At 55.5% G+C, this 24433-nt stretch carries 23 protein-coding genes and 1 pseudogene; 12 read left to right on the forward strand and 12 right to left on the reverse strand.

The features are described from left to right. Nucleotides 1-30: 30 nt before the first annotated feature. Together QDY28_RS01855 and QDY28_RS01860 are read right to left on the reverse strand one after the other, a co-directional pair. The gene (locus tag QDY28_RS01855) at nucleotides 31-2859 is read right to left on the reverse strand and encodes a TrlF family AAA-like ATPase (protein WP_331380001.1); all 2829 of its coding nucleotides are present in this window, start codon (nucleotides 2857-2859) and stop codon (nucleotides 31-33) included. Between the two features lie 226 nt (nucleotides 2860-3085). After that, a pseudogene (locus tag QDY28_RS01860) lies at nucleotides 3086-3205 on the reverse strand (L,D-transpeptidase); the annotation flags it as partial. Between the two features lie 91 nt (nucleotides 3206-3296). On the opposite strand from QDY28_RS01860, the gene QDY28_RS01865 reads away from it, so the two are divergent. Then, the gene (locus QDY28_RS01865; protein WP_331380002.1) at nucleotides 3297-3743 is read left to right on the forward strand and encodes a hypothetical protein; all 447 of its coding nucleotides are present in this window, start codon (nucleotides 3297-3299) and stop codon (nucleotides 3741-3743) included. Nucleotides 3744-3919: 176 nt separating this feature from the next. Here QDY28_RS01865 and QDY28_RS01870 read toward each other — a convergent pair whose 3' ends face one another. Together QDY28_RS01870 and QDY28_RS01875 are read right to left on the reverse strand one after the other, a co-directional pair. Then, nucleotides 3920-4276 (reverse strand): hypothetical protein, encoded by a 357-nt coding sequence (locus QDY28_RS01870; RefSeq protein ID WP_331380003.1) that lies wholly within the window; start codon nucleotides 4274-4276, stop codon nucleotides 3920-3922. Nucleotides 4277-4397: 121 nt separating this feature from the next. Further along, nucleotides 4398-5123 carry a hypothetical protein gene (locus QDY28_RS01875; protein ID WP_331380072.1) on the reverse strand — a complete coding sequence of 242 codons (726 nt, stop codon included), beginning with the start codon at nucleotides 5121-5123 and terminating at the stop codon, nucleotides 4398-4400. On the opposite strand from QDY28_RS01875, the gene QDY28_RS01880 reads away from it, so the two are divergent. From QDY28_RS01880 to QDY28_RS01890, 3 genes are read left to right on the forward strand one after another with little or no spacing between them, the layout of a single operon-like run. Next, nucleotides 5013-5720 (forward strand): ImuA family protein, encoded by a 708-nt coding sequence (locus QDY28_RS01880; protein ID WP_331380068.1) that lies wholly within the window; start codon nucleotides 5013-5015, stop codon nucleotides 5718-5720. The genes QDY28_RS01875 and QDY28_RS01880 overlap by 111 nt on opposite strands. Further along, on the forward strand, nucleotides 5641-7155 hold the full coding sequence (locus tag QDY28_RS01885) for a Y-family DNA polymerase (RefSeq protein ID WP_331380004.1): 1515 nt from the start codon (nucleotides 5641-5643) through the stop codon (nucleotides 7153-7155). Before QDY28_RS01880 ends, QDY28_RS01885 begins: the two co-directional genes overlap by 80 nt. After that, nucleotides 7152-10415, forward strand: a complete 3264-nt coding sequence (locus QDY28_RS01890) for an error-prone DNA polymerase (protein ID WP_331380005.1) — start codon at nucleotides 7152-7154, stop codon at nucleotides 10413-10415. The genes QDY28_RS01885 and QDY28_RS01890 overlap by 4 nt, the downstream gene beginning before the upstream one ends. Before the next feature lie 81 nt (nucleotides 10416-10496). On the opposite strand, the gene QDY28_RS01895 is transcribed toward QDY28_RS01890, so the two are convergent. Further along, complete coding sequence (locus tag QDY28_RS01895; protein WP_331380069.1) at nucleotides 10497-11021, reverse strand: GNAT family N-acetyltransferase; 525 nt, start codon at nucleotides 11019-11021, stop codon at nucleotides 10497-10499. Between the two features lie 202 nt (nucleotides 11022-11223). Between QDY28_RS01895 and QDY28_RS01900 the strand changes: the two genes are divergently transcribed. Next, entirely contained in the window at nucleotides 11224-11778 is a 555-nt protein-coding gene (locus QDY28_RS01900; protein WP_331380006.1) for a hypothetical protein, read from the forward strand. A 134-nt stretch (nucleotides 11779-11912) separates the two neighbouring features. Here the strand turns inward: QDY28_RS01900 and QDY28_RS01905 are convergent, their stop codons facing one another. Next, complete coding sequence (locus QDY28_RS01905; protein ID WP_331380007.1) at nucleotides 11913-13049, reverse strand: hypothetical protein; 1137 nt, start codon at nucleotides 13047-13049, stop codon at nucleotides 11913-11915. Between the two features lie 547 nt (nucleotides 13050-13596). Between QDY28_RS01905 and QDY28_RS01910 the strand changes: the two genes are divergently transcribed. Both QDY28_RS01910 and QDY28_RS01915 read left to right on the forward strand, forming a co-directional pair. Beyond that, nucleotides 13597-14640 (forward strand): hypothetical protein, encoded by a 1044-nt coding sequence (locus QDY28_RS01910; RefSeq protein ID WP_331380008.1) that lies wholly within the window; start codon nucleotides 13597-13599, stop codon nucleotides 14638-14640. A gap of 205 nt (nucleotides 14641-14845) precedes the next feature. Continuing rightward, nucleotides 14846-15619 (forward strand): SOS response-associated peptidase, encoded by a 774-nt coding sequence (locus QDY28_RS01915; RefSeq protein WP_331380009.1) that lies wholly within the window; start codon nucleotides 14846-14848, stop codon nucleotides 15617-15619. 78 nt (nucleotides 15620-15697) lie between these two features. Here the strand turns inward: QDY28_RS01915 and QDY28_RS01920 are convergent, their stop codons facing one another. Further along, nucleotides 15698-16075: a VOC family protein gene (locus QDY28_RS01920; RefSeq protein WP_331380010.1), complete on the reverse strand. Its 378-nt coding sequence runs from the start codon at nucleotides 16073-16075 to the stop codon at nucleotides 15698-15700. A gap of 245 nt (nucleotides 16076-16320) precedes the next feature. Here QDY28_RS01920 and QDY28_RS01925 point away from each other — a divergent pair, with 245 nt between their 5' ends. Next, a complete protein-coding gene (locus tag QDY28_RS01925; RefSeq protein WP_331380011.1) occupies nucleotides 16321-17382 on the forward strand; it encodes a flagellin N-terminal helical domain-containing protein in 1062 nt (353 codons plus the stop codon). Here QDY28_RS01925 and QDY28_RS01930 read toward each other — a convergent pair whose 3' ends face one another. Further along, entirely contained in the window at nucleotides 17383-17985 is a 603-nt protein-coding gene (locus QDY28_RS01930; RefSeq protein WP_331380012.1) for a recombinase family protein, read from the reverse strand. A gap of 40 nt (nucleotides 17986-18025) precedes the next feature. On the opposite strand from QDY28_RS01930, the gene QDY28_RS01935 reads away from it, so the two are divergent. Further along, nucleotides 18026-18796, forward strand: coding sequence for a helix-turn-helix transcriptional regulator (locus tag QDY28_RS01935; RefSeq protein WP_331380014.1), 771 nt, complete (start codon nucleotides 18026-18028; stop codon nucleotides 18794-18796). A 30-nt stretch (nucleotides 18797-18826) separates the two neighbouring features. On the opposite strand, the gene QDY28_RS01940 is transcribed toward QDY28_RS01935, so the two are convergent. From QDY28_RS01940 to QDY28_RS01955, 4 genes are all read right to left on the reverse strand, one after another. Beyond that, nucleotides 18827-19276: a hypothetical protein gene (locus QDY28_RS01940; protein ID WP_331380015.1), complete on the reverse strand. Its 450-nt coding sequence runs from the start codon at nucleotides 19274-19276 to the stop codon at nucleotides 18827-18829. 493 nt (nucleotides 19277-19769) lie between these two features. Next, entirely contained in the window at nucleotides 19770-20330 is a 561-nt protein-coding gene (locus QDY28_RS01945) for a nucleotidyltransferase family protein (protein ID WP_331380016.1), read from the reverse strand. Between the two features lie 211 nt (nucleotides 20331-20541). Continuing rightward, nucleotides 20542-21390 carry a PhzF family phenazine biosynthesis protein gene (locus QDY28_RS01950; RefSeq protein ID WP_331380017.1) on the reverse strand — a complete coding sequence of 283 codons (849 nt, stop codon included), beginning with the start codon at nucleotides 21388-21390 and terminating at the stop codon, nucleotides 20542-20544. A 254-nt stretch (nucleotides 21391-21644) separates the two neighbouring features. Next, a complete protein-coding gene (locus tag QDY28_RS01955; RefSeq protein ID WP_331380018.1) occupies nucleotides 21645-22247 on the reverse strand; it encodes a hypothetical protein in 603 nt (200 codons plus the stop codon). Nucleotides 22248-22428: 181 nt separating this feature from the next. Between QDY28_RS01955 and QDY28_RS01960 the strand changes: the two genes are divergently transcribed. The 3 genes from QDY28_RS01960 (at nucleotide 22429) to QDY28_RS01970 (ending at nucleotide 24426) form a co-directional block, all read left to right on the forward strand. Beyond that, nucleotides 22429-23004 (forward strand): nucleotidyltransferase family protein, encoded by a 576-nt coding sequence (locus QDY28_RS01960; RefSeq protein WP_331380019.1) that lies wholly within the window; start codon nucleotides 22429-22431, stop codon nucleotides 23002-23004. 108 nt (nucleotides 23005-23112) lie between these two features. Continuing rightward, a complete protein-coding gene (locus QDY28_RS01965) occupies nucleotides 23113-23754 on the forward strand; it encodes a class I SAM-dependent methyltransferase (protein ID WP_331380020.1) in 642 nt (213 codons plus the stop codon). Nucleotides 23755-24111: 357 nt separating this feature from the next. Continuing rightward, a complete protein-coding gene (locus tag QDY28_RS01970) occupies nucleotides 24112-24426 on the forward strand; it encodes a hypothetical protein (protein ID WP_331380021.1) in 315 nt (104 codons plus the stop codon). Nucleotides 24427-24433 lie beyond the last annotated feature (7 nt).

Consider the following 24433-nt stretch of genomic DNA (forward strand, 5'->3'; position numbering starts at 1 on the left):
CGGTTATCGCAGAATTTCTCCCCATCTGCATTACACGCCATACTTTTCGCGGCGTCGTCTAAAAGCCTCGGAACTTCCCTCCAGAATTAATTCGACAGCACGCTGAACAGGATGCCGGTCCAACGCGCCAACAGCCAGTTCATTTTTCACCAGCTTCTGGGTCCCGCGACTATCGCGGACCTCCAACGGTACGATTAACTCCGCATCGCCGTTTACTGGGACGTTGGCGTTGTGGGTCACGACGACAATTTGCCGCTTCTCTTTGCTGCTTCGAAGCATCGGAACTAGTTGTTCGAACACGAATTCGTTGTCTAGGTCATCCTCTGGCTGGTCGATAATGATCGGGCATGTGCCCTCGGCAAGCAGCAACGACAGTACGGTGGTCGCTTTCTGACCAGCGGAAAGCTTCCGTCCCACCAAGTCACCCACCCACTTCCCGTCGTCTCGTCGATGAAGACTAACGGTGACAGCGTCAGCGATGCGGTGGGTGCGCAAGTCATTGATATCGTACTCGTTCAGCCACTCGGTAAGAGACGTGCGTTTTTTCGGTTGCACCTCTTCAGCCGGAAAGTCATGTGGAGTTCCGCTGCCGAATTTTACCCAGCGTTCGATCACGTCGAGTGGGGAACAATCTTCTTTCTGCGCAATATCGAAGGCGGCCTTCAGCATCGCTTCCCAGTCGGTCTGGCTCACTACCCGCTTATCCTTATGGTGCGAGGCCATAAGCTCGGCAAAGCTTTTAAAATCGCCATACTTGGTGATTTCGGACCGAACGGTCGGCGTACCAACCTTGGTTTTTGTTACTTGCTCATTCAGTCGCGTCGCCATGCTGCTTCGCAGAGCGTATTGTCGTTTCCAGACGTCCAGAAGTTCGTCTCTGTACGTGATGCTGAACACCTCCCGATTTGAAACTATCTCCGCCAAGCGTTTTTCCTGGATATCAAGCTGTGCCTGGGCCGTTTCACGACGGCGAAACAGATCATCGTAAGCCTGAAAACTTATGCCCATATCTGCGAGTTCTTTAACCGTGGCTTTGTTTTCCGCATCGATCTTTTCAAAGCCCGCTTGCCAATTTGACCGAGCTTCATTCACCGCCAACGCAGCTAGGCTATTCTTGGCCTTTTCGATAGCCTCCGCAACATCCGCATGGAGCATGCCGATTATCGCCAGGACGTCATTCCGATATTGTTTAAGGAAGTCAGGATTGTCGCCCGGTGCGGTAGCATCTTTGTAGACGAACGTGTTTGCTGTGCTGACGGCGGTGAAACGCCCGACGTGTTCAGTCGCCGAACTTTCCAGCCCCAGCAGAAATTGTTTTTCAGCATTCCACTTCGACCACTTTTCGAGGCCAGAACTTCTTCCCTTGATCGCCTCGATCTGTGCGTTGAGGTTTGAGATGTCCGCAACCAGCTTTGCTCGGGCGGTCGCTATTTCGGGTTCCTGGCGGAGGGATTCATTCAAATCGCGCAGCCGTCTAACGACGTCGCGTTCTTCATTCTTTAGCGCTTCCAGTGGAGCCAAAATGAGGTCATCGATAATTGAGGCCTGTTTCTGTGGATCATTCGCAATCGCCTCGATCTGGCCTCTGCTATAAATTTTGATAGGCAGGTAAGTGTTTATGTCTCCGTAGCTTGGGTCTATCGGTTCGGCTGCGCCGTTGGCCACGACCAGATTTAACTTCTGATGTTTGAAATCGGCACCCTTATTGTAGGTCACGTCGATGCGTGACGCAGGTAAGCCAAGTGTGTCCCGAACGTTGTTGAAATCTGAGAGAAGTTGACTGTTTTTGTCCGTTCCAAGCGCAGCTTCCTGCTGGAGGGCAATGCGAAGATATTCTACTAGGGTGGATTTGCCTGTGCCACGTCCGCCAATGAGTGTCGTCAAATTCTGGCTGAGATAGATTTCTTCGTCCGCCAGAAATTTCGCGCCGCCGACCCGAACACTCTCGATATGTGGATGGGTGTGAGCGAGTTCCGGACGAGTTGGCCACTCATCTGATCTGCGGATGCGCGATTCATGATCGAGAAAAGCTTGACGTAGCGCTTCAATCGAAGGCGTGCTCATCTTGATCCAGGTAAATTTGGAGCCGATTGCGTTGCCCGACTGGTCGTTTTCCACGAGCGTTTTCGCATCCGAGGACATGACACAGCAGATGGAACGTGTCCGTTTCCATGCAGGCAAGCAATCATCGCCGTTTCCGAATAGCTTTTGGAACGCCTTGCTCATCTTGCTGGGCGACTTCGGAACCTCGACCGCCAATAGCTCTGAATTGGTGAATTCCTTCTGCTGGAGCCATTCAGCGATTTTATCGTCATCAAAGATGCCGGAATTGGACTGAATGTGCGGTAAGATGACGAGGCCGCGTTTTCCGCCATTCTCGGTCGGCGCTTGCACGATCCGGATGATTTCATCCAGTGATTTAGTCGAGTTCTCGTGTTGGCCAGCCCCATTCTGTCGTGGGTGAGGAACGCCGCATTCCGTCAAGATGTGGTCGATTTGATCAACGTCGGCCCACGGTTCAAAAATGGCCAGGACATGAAGACCTTTGCCGACATTTGCGGTGAATTCAAAACCTGGGAAAATCACCAGCTCGTAGCCAAACTCACCGCTGAGTTTCTTTGCCATCTGTTGGAAAACAGGCAGGTACTGCTTCGAAACGAAATTATGCTCTGTTAAGGCAATGATCTCAAGATCAACCTCATAACATCGCCGGATGTAAGCTTCGGCGGCTTCCTCCACAGTGCCATGCTTTTCTCCGACCCAGTGGCCAGTATCAAAGGGTGTCTGCATCTGCAGGTCGCTCTTGAAGAAGCGTGCGCCACGATATTGCTTAAGAGGACGACCGTTTTCAGCCAGCATTTGGACCACCTGTAAGATCAAGGTGGCCAGTGAATTGCATGTCAGTCTGAAAAACAATCAGTAGTATGGCGGGGTTCGTCTTTTATCTGATGTTTTCAACAAAATCGGGATCAAATGCTTCAAAATCCCTAGTGTCCGGTAGTAATGTTGTCGGACACTAGCGGCAATAAAACCTGAATTTCTGGATAGGGAGGGGAGCGAAGCGGAAAATGACGACATTCGTTTGCCGCTGGACAATCACACGCGTCCCCGGCTGGGCCATCTCGTAAAGCTCCTCGACGTCCTCGCGGTACATCCGAAAGCATCCGCTTGATGCGTTGGTACCGATAGAGGAGGGATCGTTGGTGCGCGGCCGACGGCGATTGGTTAGGCGAACTGCTCGCTGGCTGTCGTGCTTTCGCCTCGACCGCGAGCGCTTCTGGCTCTATGCGTGGTGCATGACGAATTTTCTCAGCTTCACGTTTGAAAATACAGGCGAGCACACTGTAGCCATCCTTCCCTGCGTGGATGGCGTGGGATTAGATCGGCTTGCGGCCGCTTTCGAAGAAGCCGCTGGCTACCGCGATCCCGCTGGTGGCTATGGCGGGCTCATACCCTCATTCTACCGCTTCGGTCCCCTGCCAAGCTACTTCCTTGGTCAGGAGGAGCCCGTGGCAGGTGAACAGGGCGAAATTTATGTCTTGTCGTGTGAATGTGGCGAGGTGGGATGCTGGCCGCTCATCGGCCATGTTCGCCTGCATGAGGACAAGGTGATATGGCATGGGTTCAGGCAACCGCACCGACCAAGCCGGAATTATGCGGGCTTTGGGCCGTTTGAATTCGAGCGCACGCAGTATGAGCAGGCCGTTGAGGCACTCGTTGACCGCCACGATTTCAGCGAATGAACATTGCCGCCGTTTTGTTTTCTACAAGGCATTCCGAAATGAGGAACGGCGCGTCCCTCGGACGATTTGGCGAACACGCATTTCGGGCAAGCCATGGCGCACAGTTTCGGAATTCTGGGATGACCCGGAAGATCAACGCGGGTCATCGATGCCCACGGTCTCGTTCGCTTGTCGGCTTACTTCTCGCGCAAATAGCCGGTTTTTGCGTAATTCCGCCAATCACGAACCCAATCCGTATCGGCGCAGCTTGGCTTATACAGACTGCGCCCACTCAGCAACGGCTGCTTGAGAACGCCGAGCTTATTGGAAGATGTTAGGTCATCGAGCGTATCATCAACTTTCCGACGCTCTTTGACCGAAAGCACATGACATTTGTCGTCAATTCTTGCGCTGTGGAAGGCGAGGTTGAATATCAGTCCATATCGCGCGGTGTCGTCGCGACTGGCTGCCTTTTGGCCGCCCAGGGAAAGACTGGGAGCGGCCATGAGCGTGACCGCGACGACAAGAGCGCTTGCTTTCGGAAGATGCTGCATTTTATCCCCATTAATGTCGCGACGCGTATTCTGTCTGTGACTAGCAGCCATGGGTAGCTGAAGGCTTAACGCTAATCGTCGCACGTCTAAGTTTCGCGTGCCCTGAATCGCCCAGAATTATTCAGACGTCTTGATTATCATCCGGAATCTCATTTTCATCCGGCGGGAAGAGCAGCATCTCCTGCTCATATTCAAGCTTCGCGATCTGATCGAACAGCATCTGCTCGTAATTTGAAAGGACGCTCCCAAGGTGCGCCAGCGAGTTGATCGGCAATTCGATCCCATCATCCGCCGTCACCATGATCCTTCCCGCGTAGACGACGTCAATATAGGTTTGGACTGTCTGCAGTTCACTTTTTGCGAACTCGATATTGGACCCAATCGATGTGATGCGCCGCTCCTGGGCGGTGACGCCGAAGGGCGTGCCTTCTGGTTTCTGCCGTTCGCCTTCAAATGCGATCACATTGTCCATCACCTGTTTCTCCCGTTGTTTAACACCGGCGTGGGCGTGGCGGGTCATTAAGCTGTTGAATCTACAAAGCCTCGACGTCAGCGGCATGCGGCCGAGTTGCAGTCCAATGATCAGCTCGCCTTTGCATGCACATTGACTCATACCCCGCTTTGGAACAAATAGGGAACGTACTCGCTTTTGAACGAGATGAAAACCCGATTTTGAAGAAGGCTCCGAATGGCGCAGTACGGCGCGAACCTGATTGTCACTGAGCTTCGAGATCGCATCCAGCATCTCGAAGGTACGGCCGCCCGGCCGAAAACCGTCCTGCCATTTGGCGTGCGGGAGATCGACGAGCGGCTTCCCGGCGGAGGCTTGGCATATGGCGCGATCCATGAATTTGCCGGTGGCGGTGCCGGAGCTATGGACGGAGCCGCCGCAGCCATGTTCGTAGGAGGGATCGCTGCCCGGACGAAGGGCATGGTCGTCTGGTGTCTGGCTCGTCCAGACCTGTTCGCTCCCGCATTGGCCCAGGTCGGCCTTCATCCGGATCGCGTCATCTATGTCGAATCGATCAAGGAAGAATACGTCCTCGAAGCCTTAGAGGAGGCCTTGCGGTTCGGGGGACTGGGCGCGGTCGTCGCCGAAACGGTGCGTTTGCCGATGGTGATTTCGCGCCGTCTGCAGCTGGCCGCCGAAGGCTCCGGCACCATCGGCCTGATAATCCGACGATGGCGACGCCAGACTGAGGCGGGGGATTTCGGGCATCCAACGGCAGCAGCAACGCGATGGCGAATATCGGTCCTGCCGTCCGAACCGCTTCCGGTGCCAGGTGTCGGCCGGGCGCGATGGTTGGCGGAGCTGATCAGGGTCAAGGCAGGTGAAAATGCGGATTTTGAAATAGGTGCATGCGATGCCCAGGGTCGTATCAGTCTTCTTTCCGACGCTGGCAACGGATCGGATCAGACGCGCCGATCCGTCCATATCGGTTGAGACGCCGCTTGTCGTTGTTGCACGGAGCGGTTCGAAACGCTGGTTGTCAGCCGTCGACGTGAATGCTGCCAGGGTCGGTCTGCACGTCGGCACGCCCGCTGCCAAAGCGCAGGCATTGGTACAGGGTCTCCAGATGGTTGATGCCGATCCCGGCGCTGATCGTGCGGCGCTCGAACGGCTGACGCTTTGGGCACTGTCGCAATATTCGCCGGTCGTGGCAGCTGATCCACCGGATGGCATCGTGATGGACACCGAAGGAGCCGATCATCTTCAGGGTGGCGAAGAGCTGATGCTGTCGGGTCTCGTGAACCGGTTTCGTGCACGGGGTCTGCAAGCTCGTGCCGTCGTTGCCGACACTTGGGGAGCTGCATACGGGCTGGCACGCTCCATGATGACTGAAACGAGGATCATTCCGGCAGGGAAAACGGCAGAGGCGGTTGCGCAACTTCCTCTTACGTCGCTGCGGCTCAGTGCCGAGACGGTGATCAGCCTGCGCACGCTTGGCTTCCAAACCGTCGGCGAGCTGGCCGCGACACCGCGTGCGCCATTGGCCCTTCGCTTTGGTCCTGAGATCGGTCGTCGTCTCGACCAGATGTTCGGCAGGGTTCCTGAGCCGATTGATCCGATCCGTTGTCCCGAGATCATCGAAGTCCATCGCGCCTTTGCTGAGCCCATTGGAGCTGCAGAGACCATCGGAAAATATATCTCCAGGCTCGTAACGAAGCTCTGTCTGGAACTCCAGGCAAAGGGGTTGGGTGTCCGGCGCACCGACCTGATCATTCACCGTGTCGACAACACGATCCAGGCACTCAGGGCGGGGACGGCAAAACCGGTGCGCGACGCTACCTGGTTGACGAAGCTGCTGCGTGATCGCATCGAACGCATCGATCCCGGTTTCGGCATCGAGAAACTCAGCCTCGCCGCCACCATGGTCGAGCCACTGGATGACAACCAAATCGCATCCAGCTTGGTCGAGGACGCCACTGTCGACGTTGGCGCGTTCGTCGATGTTTTGGGCAACCGGGGAACCTATCGCATCTATCGCTTTGCGCCTGTCGCCAGCGATGTTCCGGAACGATCAGTCCAACGCATATCAGCGGTTGCCGCCAAGGTTGGACAAACCTGGCCGATGGTCTGGCCTCGCCCGGTCAGATTGATGGATCGGCCCGAACTGATCGAGGTCATGGCTCTGCTGCCTGACCATCCACCCGTCTGGTTTAACTGGCGCGGCAAACGGCGGTGTGTGAAGCGGGCAGACGGACCCGAGCGCATCTTCGGCGAATGGTGGCAACGCACATCGGAATGGGCTGCCGTTCGCGACTATTTCACCGTCGAGGACGATACCGGCGAGCGCTACTGGATTTATCGATCTGGCGACGGCGTTGATCTCGATACCGGCTCGCATCGCTGGTTCCTTCACGGGGTATTCGGATGAGATACGCCGAGCTTCAGGTCACCACTCATTTCAGCTTCCTCCGTGGAGCCTCATCGGCTGATGAGCTGTTTGCGACGGCAAAGGCACTGGGTATCGAGGCGCTCGGCATCGTCGACCGCAATTCGCTCGCCGGTATCGTGCGGGCGCTGGAGGCATCTCGTGCGACCGGACTGCGGCTAGTTGTCGGCTGTCGGCTTGATCTGCAGGATGGCATGTCGATCCTGGCCTATCCGACGGATCGAGCGGCCTATTCGCGGCTGACGCGGTTGCTGACGCTCGGGAAGGGGCGGGGCGGTAAAGCCAACTGCATCCTGAGCCTCGATGACGTCGCCTTCTATGCGGAAGGTCTGATCGGCATCCTGGTGCCGGACCTTCCGGACGAGACCTGTGCGATCCAGCTTCGGAAGATGGCTGAGGTTTTCGGTGACCGTGCCTATGTTTCGCTATGCCTGCGTCGAAGACCGAACGACCAGATGCGGCTGCACGAAATTTCCAACATGGCAGTCCGGCACCGGGTCAAGACCGTCGTCACCAACGACGTCCTGTTCCACGAGCCCGGTCGCCGCCAGCTGCAGGACGTCGTCACCTGCATCCGTACGGGGACCACAATCGACGACGTCGGATTCGAGCGGGAGCGGCACGCCGACAGATTTTTGAAACCACCGGAAGAGATGGAGCGTCTATTCGGCCGATATCCGGAGGCGCTCGCGCGTACGACGGAGATCGTCGAGCGCTGTCGCTTCAGCATGGAAGAGTTGACCTATCAATATCCGGAGGAGGCTATTGTCCCGGGCATGACCGCCCAACAATCGCTGGAGCACTATGTCTGGGAATGCGTGCCCAACCGCTATCCAGAGGGGCTGCCTTCCCACGTGGAAAAAATCATCCGCCATGAACTGGCGCTGATCGAGACCATGCGCTACGCCCCCTATTTTTTGACCGTTTTTTCCATCGTCCGTTTTGCCCGGTCCCAGGGCATTCTCTGTCAAGGACGTGGTTCTGCGGCGAACTCGGCCGTCTGTTTTGTGCTCGGCGTCACCTCCATCGATCCGGATACCAACGACCTGCTGTTTGAGCGCTTTGTCAGCCAAGAGCGCGATGAACCGCCCGATATCGATGTCGACTTCGAGCACGAGCGCCGAGAAGAGGTCATCCAGTGGATTTACAAAACCTACGGCCATCACAAGGCGGCGCTCTGCGCGACGGTGACGCGCTACCGGACAAAGGGCGCGATCCGGGATGTCGGCAAGGCGCTCGGCCTGCCGGAGGATCTGATCAAAGCGTTGTCGTCGGGCGTTTGGGCGTGGTCAGAAGCCGTTGGCGAAAAGCAGGTCAGGGACCTCAACCTCAATCCTGACGACCGGCGGCTAGCGCTGACGCTCCAGCTTGCCCAGCAGCTCATGGGAGCCCCACGTCACCTTGGGCAGCATCCCGGCGGCTTCGTTCTCACGCATGATCGTCTTGACGACCTGGTGCCCATCGAACCCGCATCGATGGTCAACCGTCAGGTCATCGAATGGGACAAGGACGATGTCGAAGCGCTCAAATTCATGAAAGTCGATGTGTTGGCACTCGGGATGCTGACCTGCATGGCCAAGAGCTTCGCCTTCCTCGACCAGGAAAAGGGTATCGATCTCGATCTCGCGACGATCCCACAGGAGGACCCGGCAACCTACGCAATGATCCGCAAGGCGGACACGCTCGGTACATTTCAGATCGAGAGCCGGGCTCAGATGTCGATGTTGCCGCGCATGAAGCCAAGGACCTTCTATGATTTGGTCATTCAGGTTGCGATTGTCCGTCCGGGTCCGATCCAGGGTGACATGGTGCATCCTTATCTGCGCCGCAGAGAGGGCAGGGAGAAGCCCGAATATCCTACGCCAGAATTGGAAGCAGTCCTCAGCAAGACTCTTGGCGTGCCACTGTTTCAGGAGTCGGCGATGAAGGTCGCGATGGTCTGTGCCGGTTTTACGGGCGGCGAGGCCGATCAATTGCGCAAAAGCATGGCGACCTTCAAGTTTACCGGTGGCGTCTCGCGCTTCAAGGACAAGCTCGTCTCCGGCATGATACGCAACGGCTACACACCAGACTTTGCCGAAAAGACGTTCAGCCAGCTCGAAGGTTTCGGCAGCTATGGCTTTCCCGAAAGCCATGCTGCGTCGTTCGCCCTGATCGCGTATGCGTCGAACTACATCAAATGCCATTTCCCGGACGTCTTCTGCGCGGCGCTCCTAAACTCGCAACCGATGGGTTTCTACGCACCGGCACAGATCGTGCGGGATGCCCGGGAGCACGGCGTCGAAGTTCGACCGGTTTGCATCAACCAATCACGATGGGATTGCACGCTCGAAGCTATCGATGGCTCGGACCGTCATGCCGTCCGCCTTGGCATGCGGATGGTGCGAGGCCTGGCAACGGCGGATGCGGCTCGGATCGTCGCCGCCCGTGCTGATCAGCCGTTCGACAGTGTCGACGACATGTGGCGACGGTCTGGTGTGCCCGCAGCTTCATTGGTGGAGCTAGCGGAAGCGGATGCCTTTCTTCCGTCCCTTGGGCTGGAACGGCGTGATGCGCTGTGGGCGATCAAGGCACTCCGAGACGAGCCGCTACCGCTCTTTGCTGCTGCCGCCGAGCGCGAGTCAAGGACGATTACTGAGCAGCAAGAGCCAACGGTCGAACTCCGCCAGATGACGCAGGGACACAACGTCGTCCTCGATTACGGGCATACCGGCCTGACCCTGCGGGCGCATCCTGTCAGTTTCCTTCGCAAGGAATTGGCGGAGCGTCGTGTCGTCACCTGTGCGGAAGCAATGTCTGTTCGCGATGGCCGGTGGCTTATGGCGGCCGGACTAGTGCTGGTTCGCCAGCGGCCCGGCTCCGCAAAAGGCGTGATCTTCATGACGATTGAAGACGAGACCGGTGTCGCGAATGTCGTCATCTGGCCGAAGCTGTTCGAGCGGTCGAGACGCGTCGCGCTCGGGGCCTCGATGATAGCGATCAATGGGCGCATCCAGAGGGAAGGTGATGTCGTCCATTTGGTTGCCCAGCAGCTGTTTGACCTGTCGGGAAGCCTAACCGGGCTTGCGGATCGCGATCTGGATTTCCGGTTGCCGACCGGGAGGGGTGACGAATTCGGCCATGGAACGCCTGGCAGGCCGGATTCCCGGGAGCCATCGGACCAAGGAATGAAGTCACGAGACTCTTTCATTCCCGACCTTCATATCGATCAGCTGAAGGTGAAGAGCCGGAATTTTCATTAGAAGGAAGGTTGACACTGCGGGCTGCCGCGCGGCTGAGAACGATTTTTGAATGGCAGCTTCGCGTCTCGCCATCAGCGGTCGTTACTCGTCAAGCATCAGCGCCATGTTCACAGTATCAATGAAACGACCATCGATGAGGACACTGCGTCGTTGAACGCCCTCCCTGACGAAGCCAATTTTCTCGTAAAGGCCGATTGCCGGTAGGTTATCTGCATGAACCGACAACTCGATGCGAATAAACGCTGCTTTCCTCGCTTGATCTAGCGCGGCTGCAATCAAGCGATTCCCGATACCACGGCCTCTGTAGGCAGGAATGATCCCCATAGCCAAAGTTCCGCGATGGGCGTGCGCGGGGAAGAAGTGACGCGAGATATCGCACCAGCCAACTACGAGATTTCCCGCCGTGGCGACGACATGAGGATTGCCTTGTTGGATCATTTTGAGGACGAACTCACGGGTTTCCGGGAGCGGAAACGCCTCCAGCATTGTCAGGTACCTTCTCTCTTTTGCGACCGCGTCTAGCGCCTTATGGAAGCCCTGAATGTGATGAGCAGTCGTCGCCACGATCTCGACTTGACCCGATATGTCTTGATTCGCAGTTTCCACCTCGCTCCCCTCTGTTGGTCCGACACAGTTCGTTGTGAAGCTAGGTACGTAGAGTGACACTGGCAATGACCGCAAGGGCGGGTGGCCGAAATCGCCTTCGTCCGCTTCGCAGACGACCCCGCCGTTATGAAAATGGCTGTTGGGCCGGTAGTGACAATTAAGCCCATTGCCGAGATAATATTGAAACTCGGAGGCAACTCTCATGCGGAAGGTCGCCTTTATCACGGCTTTGCTGACAATCCTGCCGCTAACGGCTTCCGCCGCTGATCTCCTACCTGGCGCTGTTCAGTCCAGGCGAGTTCACCCAAGAGACTATTGGTCCCCTTTCAACGTCCATACCAACCAGTTTGATGATGTCGGCAAGGTCATTCCTCCGTATGGCAAGGCGAGGACATCAACAGTCTATTTCATGTCACACAGCGAAATGCATCCCTCTCCACCGGATAACGGATGCCCCGTGCTTGCTGCATGGCAAATCGAGATTGTGGAGTTTGACCCGAAGACGGGCATACCTCCGTTTCGCGATGTGCAGACAAAGCTGGTAGATGGTGGGTCTTCTAACGACCCTGCTCCGGGTTTCGATATGACGACGGGATTTCTCTACCTGAAACAGCGCACCGCATATAAGTGGCAATCCCGAGTGCTCGCCACCTATCAGTGGTCAGTGTTCGACGGTCACAGCATCCATTGCGAGATAAACTTTGACGCTCGCTACTGGAGTCCATGGACCTTCGGAGGCGCTTTTTACACCCCTTGAAGGAGGGGGCCCCGCGTCACGACCATGGCGGCTGGCGCGTCCGAGTTTTTCAACGGTATCCGCCTAGAGAAGAAATCTGCGCCAGGCCGGATGAGTGACCGCTTTGGCGCGGCCGGAAGAGGAGGAGGTGGCGGCTATGGGCGTTTCACCATGCTCGCACCAGGTTCGATCAGCAGTGCATAATTGAGACACTTTACGAGGTGGTGGAGACGGTGCACTTCGCGGAAAAGCGCGAGCAGGCGGTGCATGTAATCGAGAAGCTGAATTTCTCGCTTCTTCTCCCGCTCCATACCCTCCAGTTTCGGGTAATAGGTGATGACCTGTGTTACATCGTCGTAGTCAATTTTGTTGTGCGCGATGGCATTCCTCAGCTCGTTGTCATGAGCAAGCGGGTCGATGGTATGCCATCTGCTGTCTAGGTCTTGCAGCTTATTTCCCAAGGCTACGTCGGCATATTCGTCTAATGATGCAGGTGACAGCTGCTTTCCGATTTTGCTGGTCCTCACCGCGAAGGTGTTGTGGTCTCCACGTTCGATGAGGTTGCCCACACCAGCCACCAGCACCAGTTGGCGGTTCAAGACTTCCGCCATGTCCTTGTAGACCTCGCGGTACTCGGTGAAATCCTGAGAGCTGACGCGCATTGCCGTTTTTCCAGCAGCGTACGTGCTGTCGACATCCAGGAAGAGGGCGGGCCGCAGCGGCAATTCTGCGTCGAAGATCGGCTTATAAACCTTCAAGCAATCACGCTGGAGGCTCGTCAGGAAATCCGTATCGAAAAGCTCCTGCAGGAATGCGGCCATTGCGGCTTTCTTGTTCTGCATGAGATCGACAGCGGTTCCGGTAAATTTTCTGACAAGTGCCTGGCTGTCGTCAGGCAAGGTGAAAGGTAAAACGTAACCGCTAACGACAGTGTAGAGGGCCGCATTAATGTCCTCCATCTTTTGCGATCTCACGTGAACCTTGAAACGCTTTTTCGCGTAATCACTGAATGGTCCGTAAAAGCCCCTCGTATACTTGGAAATTAGCTCGACGACCTGTGGATACTTCTTATACTGGTCATTGATTAAGCCCAGCCTCTCACGGTGGAAGGCGGCCATTCGACTGCTCGAACGGCCAACAGCCTGCATGTAGGGTGTGTTCCCCGGAATGTAGGTTCCAAAGACAACTGGAAAGTCCAGATGTAGGTCCACGAAGTCCAGCTTCGCATCGAACATTCCTTCTAAGGCCACTTCAGATGCATTTGTAATCGTCCAGTTAACTCCTTGATTCAAATGTACATCTCGCAGATTCTTGGCTGCTCGGATTGCTGCGATAGCTCGATTGTCGAGAGTGTCTGCGCTTTTAGCAGTTACACAAATTCCGATAAGCGTCCCGCATTTCTTGCAAGAAAACTTTAAGGGCTGCACGTCGCGATTACTCAGACCGACGCGACAGTTCGTCTGATTTGAGCATTCATTACACTTCAAAGACATGTTGATATTCAAGATAGACCCCGCAACCCGCAATAGTCAGCCAAATACACTTCCACTATCTTCATCGTCAATCAGCAGAAGTAGTCTCTCATCGCCGTCGAATGTCGCGGCCGAAATGCGCTTCTGCGCACAAAGCGGTCGGTCCCACCATGATCGCCACATGGCAGCGTCGGGCGGAATGCTGCCATTGCGGTCTGGGCTGGTTGAGCGAGGATCATGTTTTTCGGAGGCTCCGCTGCTCATCATGACTGTGGACACCGTTTGCGTGCAATTTAACCGATGTTCTTCACGATTCCTCTCCAGGTTGATGCGATAGGGTGCTCATATCAGCGAGCACCATGACCTCATGCAGAACCTTGGGCACTTTCTCAGTTTTGTAGGTCCGGCCTACGCCATTGGCTTCCTATTCCTTTGTTTCTGGTGGCGTTGGTGGCTGCTCCTTCTCGCTGGGATCGTTGCGGCAGTTTTGGCCAAAATCGAATACGCAAGTGTCACTGCCTCCGACGGACCTGGCGTGGCGTTGGGGATTCTCCTCGTCGTCTTCGTGATGATTGGGGCCGCCAGCGGGTTTGTAGCGAGCGGAATTGTGCTGATCGGCCGCACGACCCAATCGCAGGCGCTGCGGGCCATGTACGTGCTTCCTACCGTCTTCATCTTAGGCTTCGGCAGCTATTTCGCGGTCACCTGGTCCCAGCAGAAAATCAGAGAAGCTCACTATGCGCCACCTGCTGCCGCATGCTTGGACGATCTGCATCCGGCGCGGATCGCCGATGTCGACGTCGCGATTCCGGTCGCGCCCGGTATTTTCCTCTACGGCGATGGAATGAACGACGACCATTACATTCTTTGGAGCAATCCAGATGCACGCTCCTTCTGCAGGGAGGCGGATGGAGGCGGCGCGACTTTGAAATCAGTGGTCTTCATGTTGGATGGCTACCCGTCGCGAAGAGAGATGGAGACCAAACGACCGTTCTGCTCGCGCCCACATCCTGAATATCCATGGGCCGAAATGGCCTGCCACCTGATCTCGACAGAGGTTATTCCTGATAAGCCGGTGAAGATGACGGTTTCCGTTAAGGCCCGGGGCTTTGATCCGTCGGCCCGCGAACGCGAGGCCATGTTGAAAAACCAGGCCATCGTAAGGCCCGATGGCCTCAGAACCTATGGCTCCCAAAATGACTTCTACCTGATGCGGCCGGACGGATATTTCGCCCGATGCCGGGATTTTCATTCTAAGAGCCAACCCTGGCTCTATTGCATCGCCACCGAGCAGTTATCAGACCAGCTCGCCATCTCGTACGATTTCAGGAGCACGACGGATTTTTTCATGACGCAGTCGGCTACCATCTCAGCCCATGCCAGAGCGATCTTCAATTCTCTAAAACCATGAATTGCTGGTTGACCTTCGACAGGGATGTCATTCCTCAGCACGAGGTCATCATCTACGGGCTTCGCACGCTGCTATCTGGTGGGCGAGCGTCAAGCTGAGCAGGGAAAGTGACGCCCTCGGAGGCGCGTTTGGCTTCGCGAGAATTTGACGTCCTCTTCTAAATGCATAGGCTGTCCGCAACGCGAAATGGGAGGTCGTTGCGAGCATGTGCAATCTCTATCGCATGGAGGACAAGGACTGGGTCGCCAAATGGGCTCAGGACGCTGAGAGCCTGATCAACCTGATGCCCGCCTATCAGATGAACCCGGATCAGATGGGGCCAATCGTTCGCAACACAGCCGATGGCCGCAAGCAGCTTGCGCATGCGCGGTGGGGATTGCCGTCGCCGTTTTTCGCGATCAAGCAAGCGGCTGAAGCCCGAGCCGAGAAACTGCGGCAGAAGGGCAAGCCGGTTGACATGGATATGCTCATCCGGATGGAGCCAGACAAAGGCGTCACCAACATCCGAAATCTCAACCTCCCACATTGGAAGAAATGGTTCGGCGTCGAGAATAGATGCATCGTGCCGGTGACCAGCTTTGCCGAGCCGGACCCTGCCAGCAAGGAAGAGGGTGGCAACACGCCAAACGCCTGGTTCGCTCGCGATGAGAGCAAGCCGCTGATGTTTTTTGCAGGCGTCCACGTTCCCCAGTGGACGAGCGTCAGGAAGGTCAAGGACGGCCTGACGACCGACGACCTCCATGCCTTCTTGACGACCGATCCCAACGACGTCGTCAAGCCAATCCATCTAAAGGCGATGCCGGTTTTGCTCCTGACGAAAGAAGAAACGGATGTCTGGATGCGGGCACCATGGGAGGAAGCGAAGACCCTAGCCCGGCCACTTCCAAACGATATGATCATGGTGTCGTCACGGGAATCGTACGGTTCGACCATCGTCACCAGCTCCGGGGAGCCGGTGTCGCAGGCAACGTTGCTCTAAACCACGTGACGAGATTTCCTTGCTGCATCGAAGTCGCGGGCGGATCGATTGAAAGCTGTTTTGTCGCCATACTAGCCATCAGCTCGAATGCCGACTGGTCACTCTGACATAATATCCGTCGGGATCGGAAAGGCGAAAGTCTCGCAGCCCCCAAGGCTGCAGAGCAAGATCGGAAACTGGCCAGCCGCTCGCTTTCGCTATGCGATAGGCATCCTCAACGTCATCGACGCTCAAGACGATCTCGACCCCGATCCCAGCTCTCTCGCCGGTTTCAACCCGAAGCGGATGATCGCTCGAAAGGACGCTTCGCGAATTGATCGCGATTACCGCGTCACCGTTCGTCAGCATGGTGTATTCGGCGCTTGCCGAGCCCTGCACTTCGAAGCCCAGAACCCGTCGATAGAAATCGAGCGATGTCTCAGGCGCTTTGACGAACAGCTCCAATCTCAGTTGCAATCGGTGCCTCCTCTTTCGAGCGCGATGCAATTAGGCGCTATCGGAAGCTCCACCAGCGGCACTTTAAAATGGCCAACAGGTTGTGGTGAAAACCTTATTGGCGACACCGATTTAAGCAACGCAATTAGGTCCGTCAGGGTAGTTTCCCCCTCTGATTTTGGGCGCTTCGTTAACGTAGCATGCACGAAAAATAACGCCATAGGTTGTTGCTTCATGATGAAGCCGAATTTTCAGTGGCGGCCATCATGACATCGATCATCACTAATAGCGGAGCCATGGTTGCCTTGCGGACCCTGCAGGCGGTCGGTGGCGACTTGACGAAAACGCAGCAGCAGGTCTCCTCCGGCCTACGCGTGGCAAAAGCCTCGGACAATGCCGCTTATTGGTCGATTGCCACGACAATGCGATCCGACAAGGGCGCGATGCAATCCGTTTCAGACAGTATCGGCTTTGCGAAGGCGGTGCTCGACACCACCTATAACGGAATGGACAGTATCCGAGCGGAACTTACCACCATCCGCAACCTGGTGATCACCGCGCAAAGCCTGCCACCACCAGCGACCGACGGCTATTCAAACTGGATAGATTATCAGCCGGACAGCACCTACGATCAGTCCCAGGTCGCCAAGGTCGATGCCGAAATTTACCAGCACTGGCAGCAGATCAGCTCAATCGTCGACTCGTCAAGCTTTGGTGGCGTCAACCTTCTCAAGAATGACGCAAGCAAGCCCGATCTGCCCGGCTCGAAAACTGAATTCCCCACCGGCTATGCGAACGGACAGGTTCTGACGATCTCAATCGACACCAAGGCGACGACGATGATCAACTACGGCCGAACCGTCGACAACCTTTGGAACCAGCCGGGCTCCGAAAATATGGGCTATCTCGACGGCATAATCTGGAATGCCAACGCCATTTACCCGATCACCTATGTCGACAGCAGCGGCGAAGTTCAGAAAAACGAAAACACCTACACGCTGCGCAACTCGGAAGTCCGAATTGCGCACGACGGGCTCGACCGAAACGAATATTACAACGGAATGCTCAACCAACTGGATGAACGAATCCAGGCTGTGACAAGCGGCATGTCCGTCGTCGGCTCCGCCCAGAAACGTGTCGACCTGCAGGATAAATTCAATCGCTCAATGATGGACAATGTCGACAAAGGCGTTGGCCGATTGGTGGACGCCGACATGGAGGAGGCCTCGGCAAAGCTTGCCGCCACACAGACACAGCAACAATTGGCGATCCAATCCCTCAATATCGCAAACCAGGCACCGCAGACGATTTTGACACTGTTCCAGTGATCAATCGCCAGCGGCACCCCGGATAAGGCACCGTCGTATTGTTCGCGGATGGACGTCGAACCGCTTGGCCAGGTCTTTTGGTAGTTCCGATCCGGAGGCGACCAGTTTGATAATCTCTGCCTGCTGCTCGGCACTCAGCGATGGACGTCTGCCGAGCAATTGTCCTTTCTCGCGGGCGGCAGCGAGACCAGCGCGGGTCCGTTCCTGGATTACCTCTTTTTCGAATTCGGCGAATGCGCCGAGCATGTGCATCATCAAACGGCCACTCGCGGATGACGTGTCAAAGGATTCCGTCAATGACAAAAATTGGACGCCTCGGCTTTGAAGTCGACTGATCAGATTCACGAAATGCATCACAGACCTGCCGATCCGGTCCATTTTCCAAACGACCAATGTGTCACCACGTTTAAGTGTTCGCAGGGCGACAGATAAACGAGGTCGCTTCCTTTGAGCGCCGGAAATTCGGTCGTGGAAAATAAGTTCGCAGCCGGAGGCTTTTAACGCGCTGATCTGAAGATCAAGGTGTTGATCGAGCGTCGAGACCCGCGCGTATCCAATTCTCATACGAATTCCTTGCCACTTGCTGCCGTTGACAAAAACCACCGTTTCCGCCGCTCGGGTTTGGGCTGATCAGGAATTGAGCGTGGCAAGGAAATTTGCATCCGACAAAGGTGATGCCTTGCGGATGACAAAAACGGTCGTTTTCGCCGTTCATCGACGAGAGCCGTCAGGCGGTCGAGCGGATTTCTCGCCAATGAAGCCGAGGAAAGGCTTTGCATATGCATCCAGAGAAATGTTGGATGCTTGGATTTCCAACGACGCCGACGCCTTGCCGGAGCGGGTTTATCGCTCGGCGCTAAAGCTCTTTACGGCCAGCATGGTTCTCGCCGTTTTTGAAAAAGAAAACTGTCTTATCGTGAGAGGGTACGACTCACTCGCTGAACATGCGCCCATCGCGAATGACACCGCACGGGAACAGCTCGCCCTCCGATACCACGAAACGCAAAGGCAGAAACGGCCAGTCTCAGCCAAGGAAATGATCGAAAAAGGAGGCCACCTTATCGCTTTAGAGTCGCTGCTGCTTCCCCAAAAAGGCGGCGGATGGTGCATCGCCGTCATCGATTTTCAGCTATCGCTTGCTGTCCCTCGATCCAGCGCCGACATTGACGATATAGATCGTGCGATCCTTCAGTTGCTCTACGAAGGCTATTCCGGAAAAGAGATTGGCCAGCGCCTTGAAATGTCTCATCGCACCATCGAGCACCGCGTGGAGCGATTGAAACAGGGTTTTGGTGCACGCTCGATATCGCAGCTCGTTGCAATTTCCATTGCTGCACGCATCGGGGGGAAAAGCATGAAAACCTGGCCGTTGGCAAATTGTGCCCAGGAAGCGCGTGCCAAGATCGACACCTAATCTGCGGAGTGTATCGGGAAACGCGTTTCCCTAAATTCTCATCCACACCTTCCGAAGGCGGGTTCCAAGGCATTCGGCAAGCTGCTGATCCTGGTCGTTTGTCGTGTCCGCAATATTAGGATTGGCAGCCTCCAACGCAAAGCGGCCGAACGCAGCGGGCCAGATGTAGCGTAGATCGTTCAATGAAACGTCGGTGCCGCAGCAAGGGGTCTTAATGTTGAGATTTTCAAAGCGACTGGCAGAAGCTGCATCCATGGCGCTTTCCCACCACTGTTCAGCATCCGCGCCGCAAGCGCTGCACTCGACGCCCGACCAGTTCTGAACCGGGTGGTAGAACGTGACGTCGTCTTCGAAACTTGCTTCCACGCCATCTGCCTTTGGCGCTATCAATTTTAGCAACGTCACGGCCCTGTCTGCGTCGTTACGAGAGGGCTGCCAGTGCGGATCGTCTGAAATGAACAGCAGGAAATTGTCGGACAATGTTGTTCCTCTTGTTGAAAATCCACGGCAGCGGCGCGTCACTGGTGACCGAAGAGGCCGCTAAATCCGCCAAATATCCAAACTATAAGTAATATGTTGGCGATCAACGCGACTAAAAGAATCCGGTTGAGAATGGCCTGTCGCCTTGCAGTCTTCTTGGATATGACCTGATAGGCCTTCCTGTGCGCTTCTTCGGCATCACGAATGTAGTTTCTGGGCCCCAAGCTTTTCCCAGGGCCGACAGCATTCACGAGGCCACACGCTATTATGATGACGAAAAGAAGCAGATACGGGAACATCGTAGCGTCCAGCGTTATCTTTGATGCTCAAATGTATTTGGCTCAGCCAGGGCATAAAACCCCTATCCAATATCTCGTCACCAATCGTCAACAGAATGGTCAGTAGTCAAAGGTCGATCTGAATACACTGCTCGGCACTGAGCAGCATACAGCTAAGTGGGCCTATTGCGCGAAGTTGAAACTAAGAGCCATGCTCAAAGCGTGATTGAGAGCCACGGCCATCTAGTCTTGTAGTCCTGACATTTCCTGAGAAATGGGTCCATTTGAGGGTTCTTTGGATTGATGCGTAGAGTGCCGTTCAGCATGTCGGCGAACCCGTCCGGAGCGTAGACCTCGCCACTTCCGATGCCGATCCCGAACCGTGTACAGGCGATTAGGTAGCGATCAATGCCTTCTTCAACTCGCGTCAGTGGTGGACAAGGGGAACCGAATTTCTGTGGGTACCAGAGGTGAACACGGGCCTGGTTTCTGATCTCAACTTTATCCGCGAGATAGCCAAGCATTTCTCGGGCTTTTTGAATTACAGCGTCTTCTGCCTCCCACGACAGGTCGCTGGCGTCGAAATAGAAAACGTCATAGTCTTTGATAGCCCAATCCGGTTGGTTCCCACTTTTGAGATTCCATACGGTTTGAAATAAACAGCCTGCTGTCAGAGTGCCCTGCGGAAGTCGGAGATCGGGAAGAACTTCAAGCAGCCAACGGTTTGTATCATTTCTCTTAATCAGTTCGACAAAGTGTTGTTCAGAAAATGCCATGAATCCACCGCCGCGAGTAGCTTGCCATCAAGTAGTAACCATCCCGAGCGGCATCTGAGGCCTACAATAAGCATTGCGCACAGCTTTTTTACGTGTTGGATGCTTTCTATTGCGTCAGATTACTGCACTTCGACGCTTGCCGCCCTTCGTGAGTTTTCTTCATCCTGATGGGCGTCCCCCCACTTCAGCTCTTTAAATCTTGATCCGAACTTCAGAGGGTGGCGATACCTTCAATGCATGTCGTTACTTCACCGCCAATCCAGATTTCCTTGCCCAGCTGGTGAACATGGACACGACCCGCTCGTCCGAGAACGGTACCTTGGCTTGCTATATACGAAGGTGGAGCGATTCCGCTTCCGATCAGCCATTGGGCGAGACCAGCATTCAGGCTCCCGGTGACGGGGTCTTCAAACCCGGCGGCCGTGAAGGCGCGAACCTCGAAATCGGCGTCACGCTGGTCCTCTCCAGTATTCCACGGCGCTACAACCCCGACCCGCAATCCGGATATGGTTGCAAAATCCGGTCGCAGCGCTAGAACTTCCTCTCGCGAACGCAGCAGCACCGCCAGCCATCCCGGGCCATTATCCACCCAGTTTGCGTCGACAACGGCACCCTTCGCTAAATGCAGTCCCCTGATAACCCGGGTCAGGATCTCGGGTTCAACAGGTCCACGACGACGTAAGGCCGGAGCGGCGAAGGAAAGACGATTGCCGTTGCGACGAATGCGGATCAGACCGGCTTCGCATTCCTGGATGATTTCGTCCTCGTTCGATCTGCCACCGGACGCCAACCACACGTGGCAGCTCCCCAAAGTAGGATGACCGGCGAATGGAAGCTCACCTATCGGTGTAAAAATACGGATGCGATAGTCCGCCTTCGCCGTCGTCGGCCGGAGAAGAAACGTCGTCTCGCTGAGGTTCGTCCAATTGGCGAAGGAAGCCATCTGACTGTCTGTCAGTGCATCTGCGCCAACAACGACGGCGAGCGGATTGCCGCGCAAGGGCTGAGATGAGAAGACATCTACTTGCTGGAATGAAAATTTAGTGGGGCTTTTCGTCAAAACATATTCTTTCTGTGTCAGATCGTATTCCAGAGATCAGGCGGCTGCAGTCGGCAACTCTGTCGACGCGCTTTGGAAGGAACGGGTATGCGGGAGTGGCCAGGTTCGCTTCGACTGTGAAGCACCCGAGCTGATTCGAACGAGGGCGACAATGGCGTTCGTCACCGAAATGGATGTGAATTCCGTCCCTCAGCAATCAGGCAAATCGCACCGTCAATATCCTCTGGTCAATATCCTGCGCCAGAGCTAGGAACTCATCTTCTTAGCGCACGCTGTTGATGCCAGCTCTCGAACTCGGAAAAAGTTCGAACGTCATGGTCTATAACGGCCTCGTACACCAGGGTGCTCGAAATCCTATCTCTCACCTTCGAGCGCTCAACCAGGGCTCTCTTGATCCGTAGGATTGTTTCGCGGTCCTCATCCTTTATGCGCGGCAACAGAGTCTTCAGATGTGCGAGATCAGGTTGCCTGTCTGGCTGGTCTACCAACCAGATATCGATGGTCCACATCGATTGATTCCGTGCTCGAACCGATAGCCAAAGATAAAGCCCGTCAGGATATTTGTCAGGTTCGGTGTTCCATTCGCCGGTGTCATTTCGAAATCGAACAGCAACGACGCTCTCGGTCATCTGCATGAGACGAGCGCCGATACCCGCGAAGGCTTCGAGTGTGTCAGCATCCAGTTTGGGACAAGACACCGTTATGTCGATGTCTCGTTGAACCATAAGCCCCATGGCGGAACTGCCCACACGCGCAGGGTTCCCGATAGCCTTAAGGAATTCGTTAAGGCTTAGCTGCTGCACGACCTCATCGGCTTCGGCTTGTAGCTGTCGTTGGGCTTCTAAAAGGTCCGACATGCTCTTTTCTCCGTTCGCATTACAGCTCGCCTGCAGCCTTTCTGGTGCCACAGGCGGACGATCTACCTGCTGTCGGAAATGACCAGAAAATAACCGGAGCGGCAAGCAGGCGAGGCTGGCTATGGCAGAATCAATCGGCAAGAGACATTCTCGACCTCAATTGGTCAGCGGCAGGTCTGTCATGGAAGATAATCAGTTTCAGCAACTGCAAGCCGTCATTAACGAAAGTCAGCTGTTGTCACCGCTGCTGCAGCGCTGGCGCGAGATCGCGCTTCCGGACGCCTGGCTCGTGGCCGGTGCAATCGCTCAGACCGTCTGGAACCATGCCTTCGGCTTTGCGCTAGCTAACGGCATCAATGACATTGATATCGTCTATTTTGATGCGAGCGATCTTTCCGAGGACGCGGAAGCGAAGCATGCCGCTCGAATCCGAACTACCTTCTCCGATTTGCCCATCTGGATCGATGTGAAAAATGAGGCACGAGTTCACCTCTGGTACGAGGCGAAGTTCGGATACCCAATCGAGCCATACATATCGACTGCCGACGCCATCGCTACGTTCCCCACTACTGCGACGGCGGTTGGGGTCCATCCTCACGATGGCGGCCTGGAGTTATGCGCCCCTTTCGGCCTTTCCGACCTTCTCGGCGGCGTTGTCCGTGCGAACACAAGGCAGATCACACGGGAAGTTTATGAGCGGAAAGTCGAACGATGGATCACGGTCTGGCCAAATCTCACAGTCGTGAGCTGGGTGTAGGGGCATGCGGTGGAGTCAAAATTGAAGGAAAGGGCTGCCGATCTTTACAGGCAGCGCTCGGCGCTCCGAGTGAAAACGCGCGGCACCAAAATTGGAACGGACTGATAGATGACAGAGGCAAGCACCATGGCCCTTAACCCACGGCAACTGCATGCGAAGGCTTGGGCCGAAGAGTACGAACTCATCGACCGCCAGCTTTCTCCTCTTGGCTTGCGAGCAATGGATGAACTGCATTTGGGGCCAGCGGGAACAGTGATCGACGTCGGTTGCGGGACAGGGCAAACGCTCCTGCAGTTGGCAGAGCGTGTCGGTCAGCACGGACTGATCTACGGCATAGATATTTCGGAACCGCTTTTGCGGGTCGCCGGTCAGCGTACGAGCAAATTTGAAAACGTGCAGTTGATTGAAACTGACGCTGAGGTGCTGGATTTACCATCCGGCAGTGCGGATGCGGTTTTCTCACGATTTGGCGTGATGTCATTCGGTGATCCTGTAGCCGCATTCTCCAATTTCCATCGTTTGTTGAAGCCAAAGGGCAGGCTTGCATTTTGCTGTTGGCGGCCCTTTCGAGACAATGAACTGGATCGATTCCCATTACATTCGGCAGGGTTTCAATCGCCAGCCGACGAAACCCCCTTTAGCTTTTCGGACCCGGACTATGTCAGGACCGTTCTTGCGTCCGCCGGTTTCAAGGACATCGCAATCACGCTCACAACGAAGCGGTTACGAGCGGTGACGTTGATGCAATGACACGCGTGCTGCTTAGCGTCGGACCGCTTGGCAAAATCGCTCGCGAAAACCCTTCGATCAAGTCGGCGGTCGAACCTAGATTGCGGCAAGCACTTGCGGGCCGTGGCGACCCGTCCAGGGTGGAATTGGTCGCCTCGGTGTGGATCGTAACAGCGAGGACATGAAAAATGGTCGGCAAGGTGAGCGATGCCGCCGCATACCAAGTTTGGAGTTGGACGGGAAAGATTGATGATCAATGCTATCCTTGGGATTTGGGCCCTTAGCGGATAGAATATTCGTCCAAGGAGTTGTCGAGATCCTGAGGGGCTTACCGAAAAGTGGCCCCCTTGATGCTTTTAAAGCGGACCAGTTTGCCACATGAACGATCATCCCGCCGTCGATATTCATGCACTACGCCAAATCGGATGGGATAATTGGGATCCCATAGGGATTCGCCAAATCGATGATGTCGCCTGGCGAAGCACTGCCGCCGATGAATACGACACCTATCTCTTTCACGTTGCGAACATGATCCTGGGGGGAACAACAAGCGACGAGGCCGCTGCGTACCTCGACAGGATCGCTTCCGACAACATGGCGGTCGGACCTGTGAAAGAGGCGGGCCATCATGCCTCCTTGCGCACCGTTGAAGCGATCTCGGCTTACATGCTGGACAACGGATCAAATTCCTGACGAACAA

The organism is Rhizobium sp. BR 362 (assembly GCF_036528765.1).
Lineage (GTDB): Bacteria > Pseudomonadota > Alphaproteobacteria > Rhizobiales > Rhizobiaceae > Rhizobium.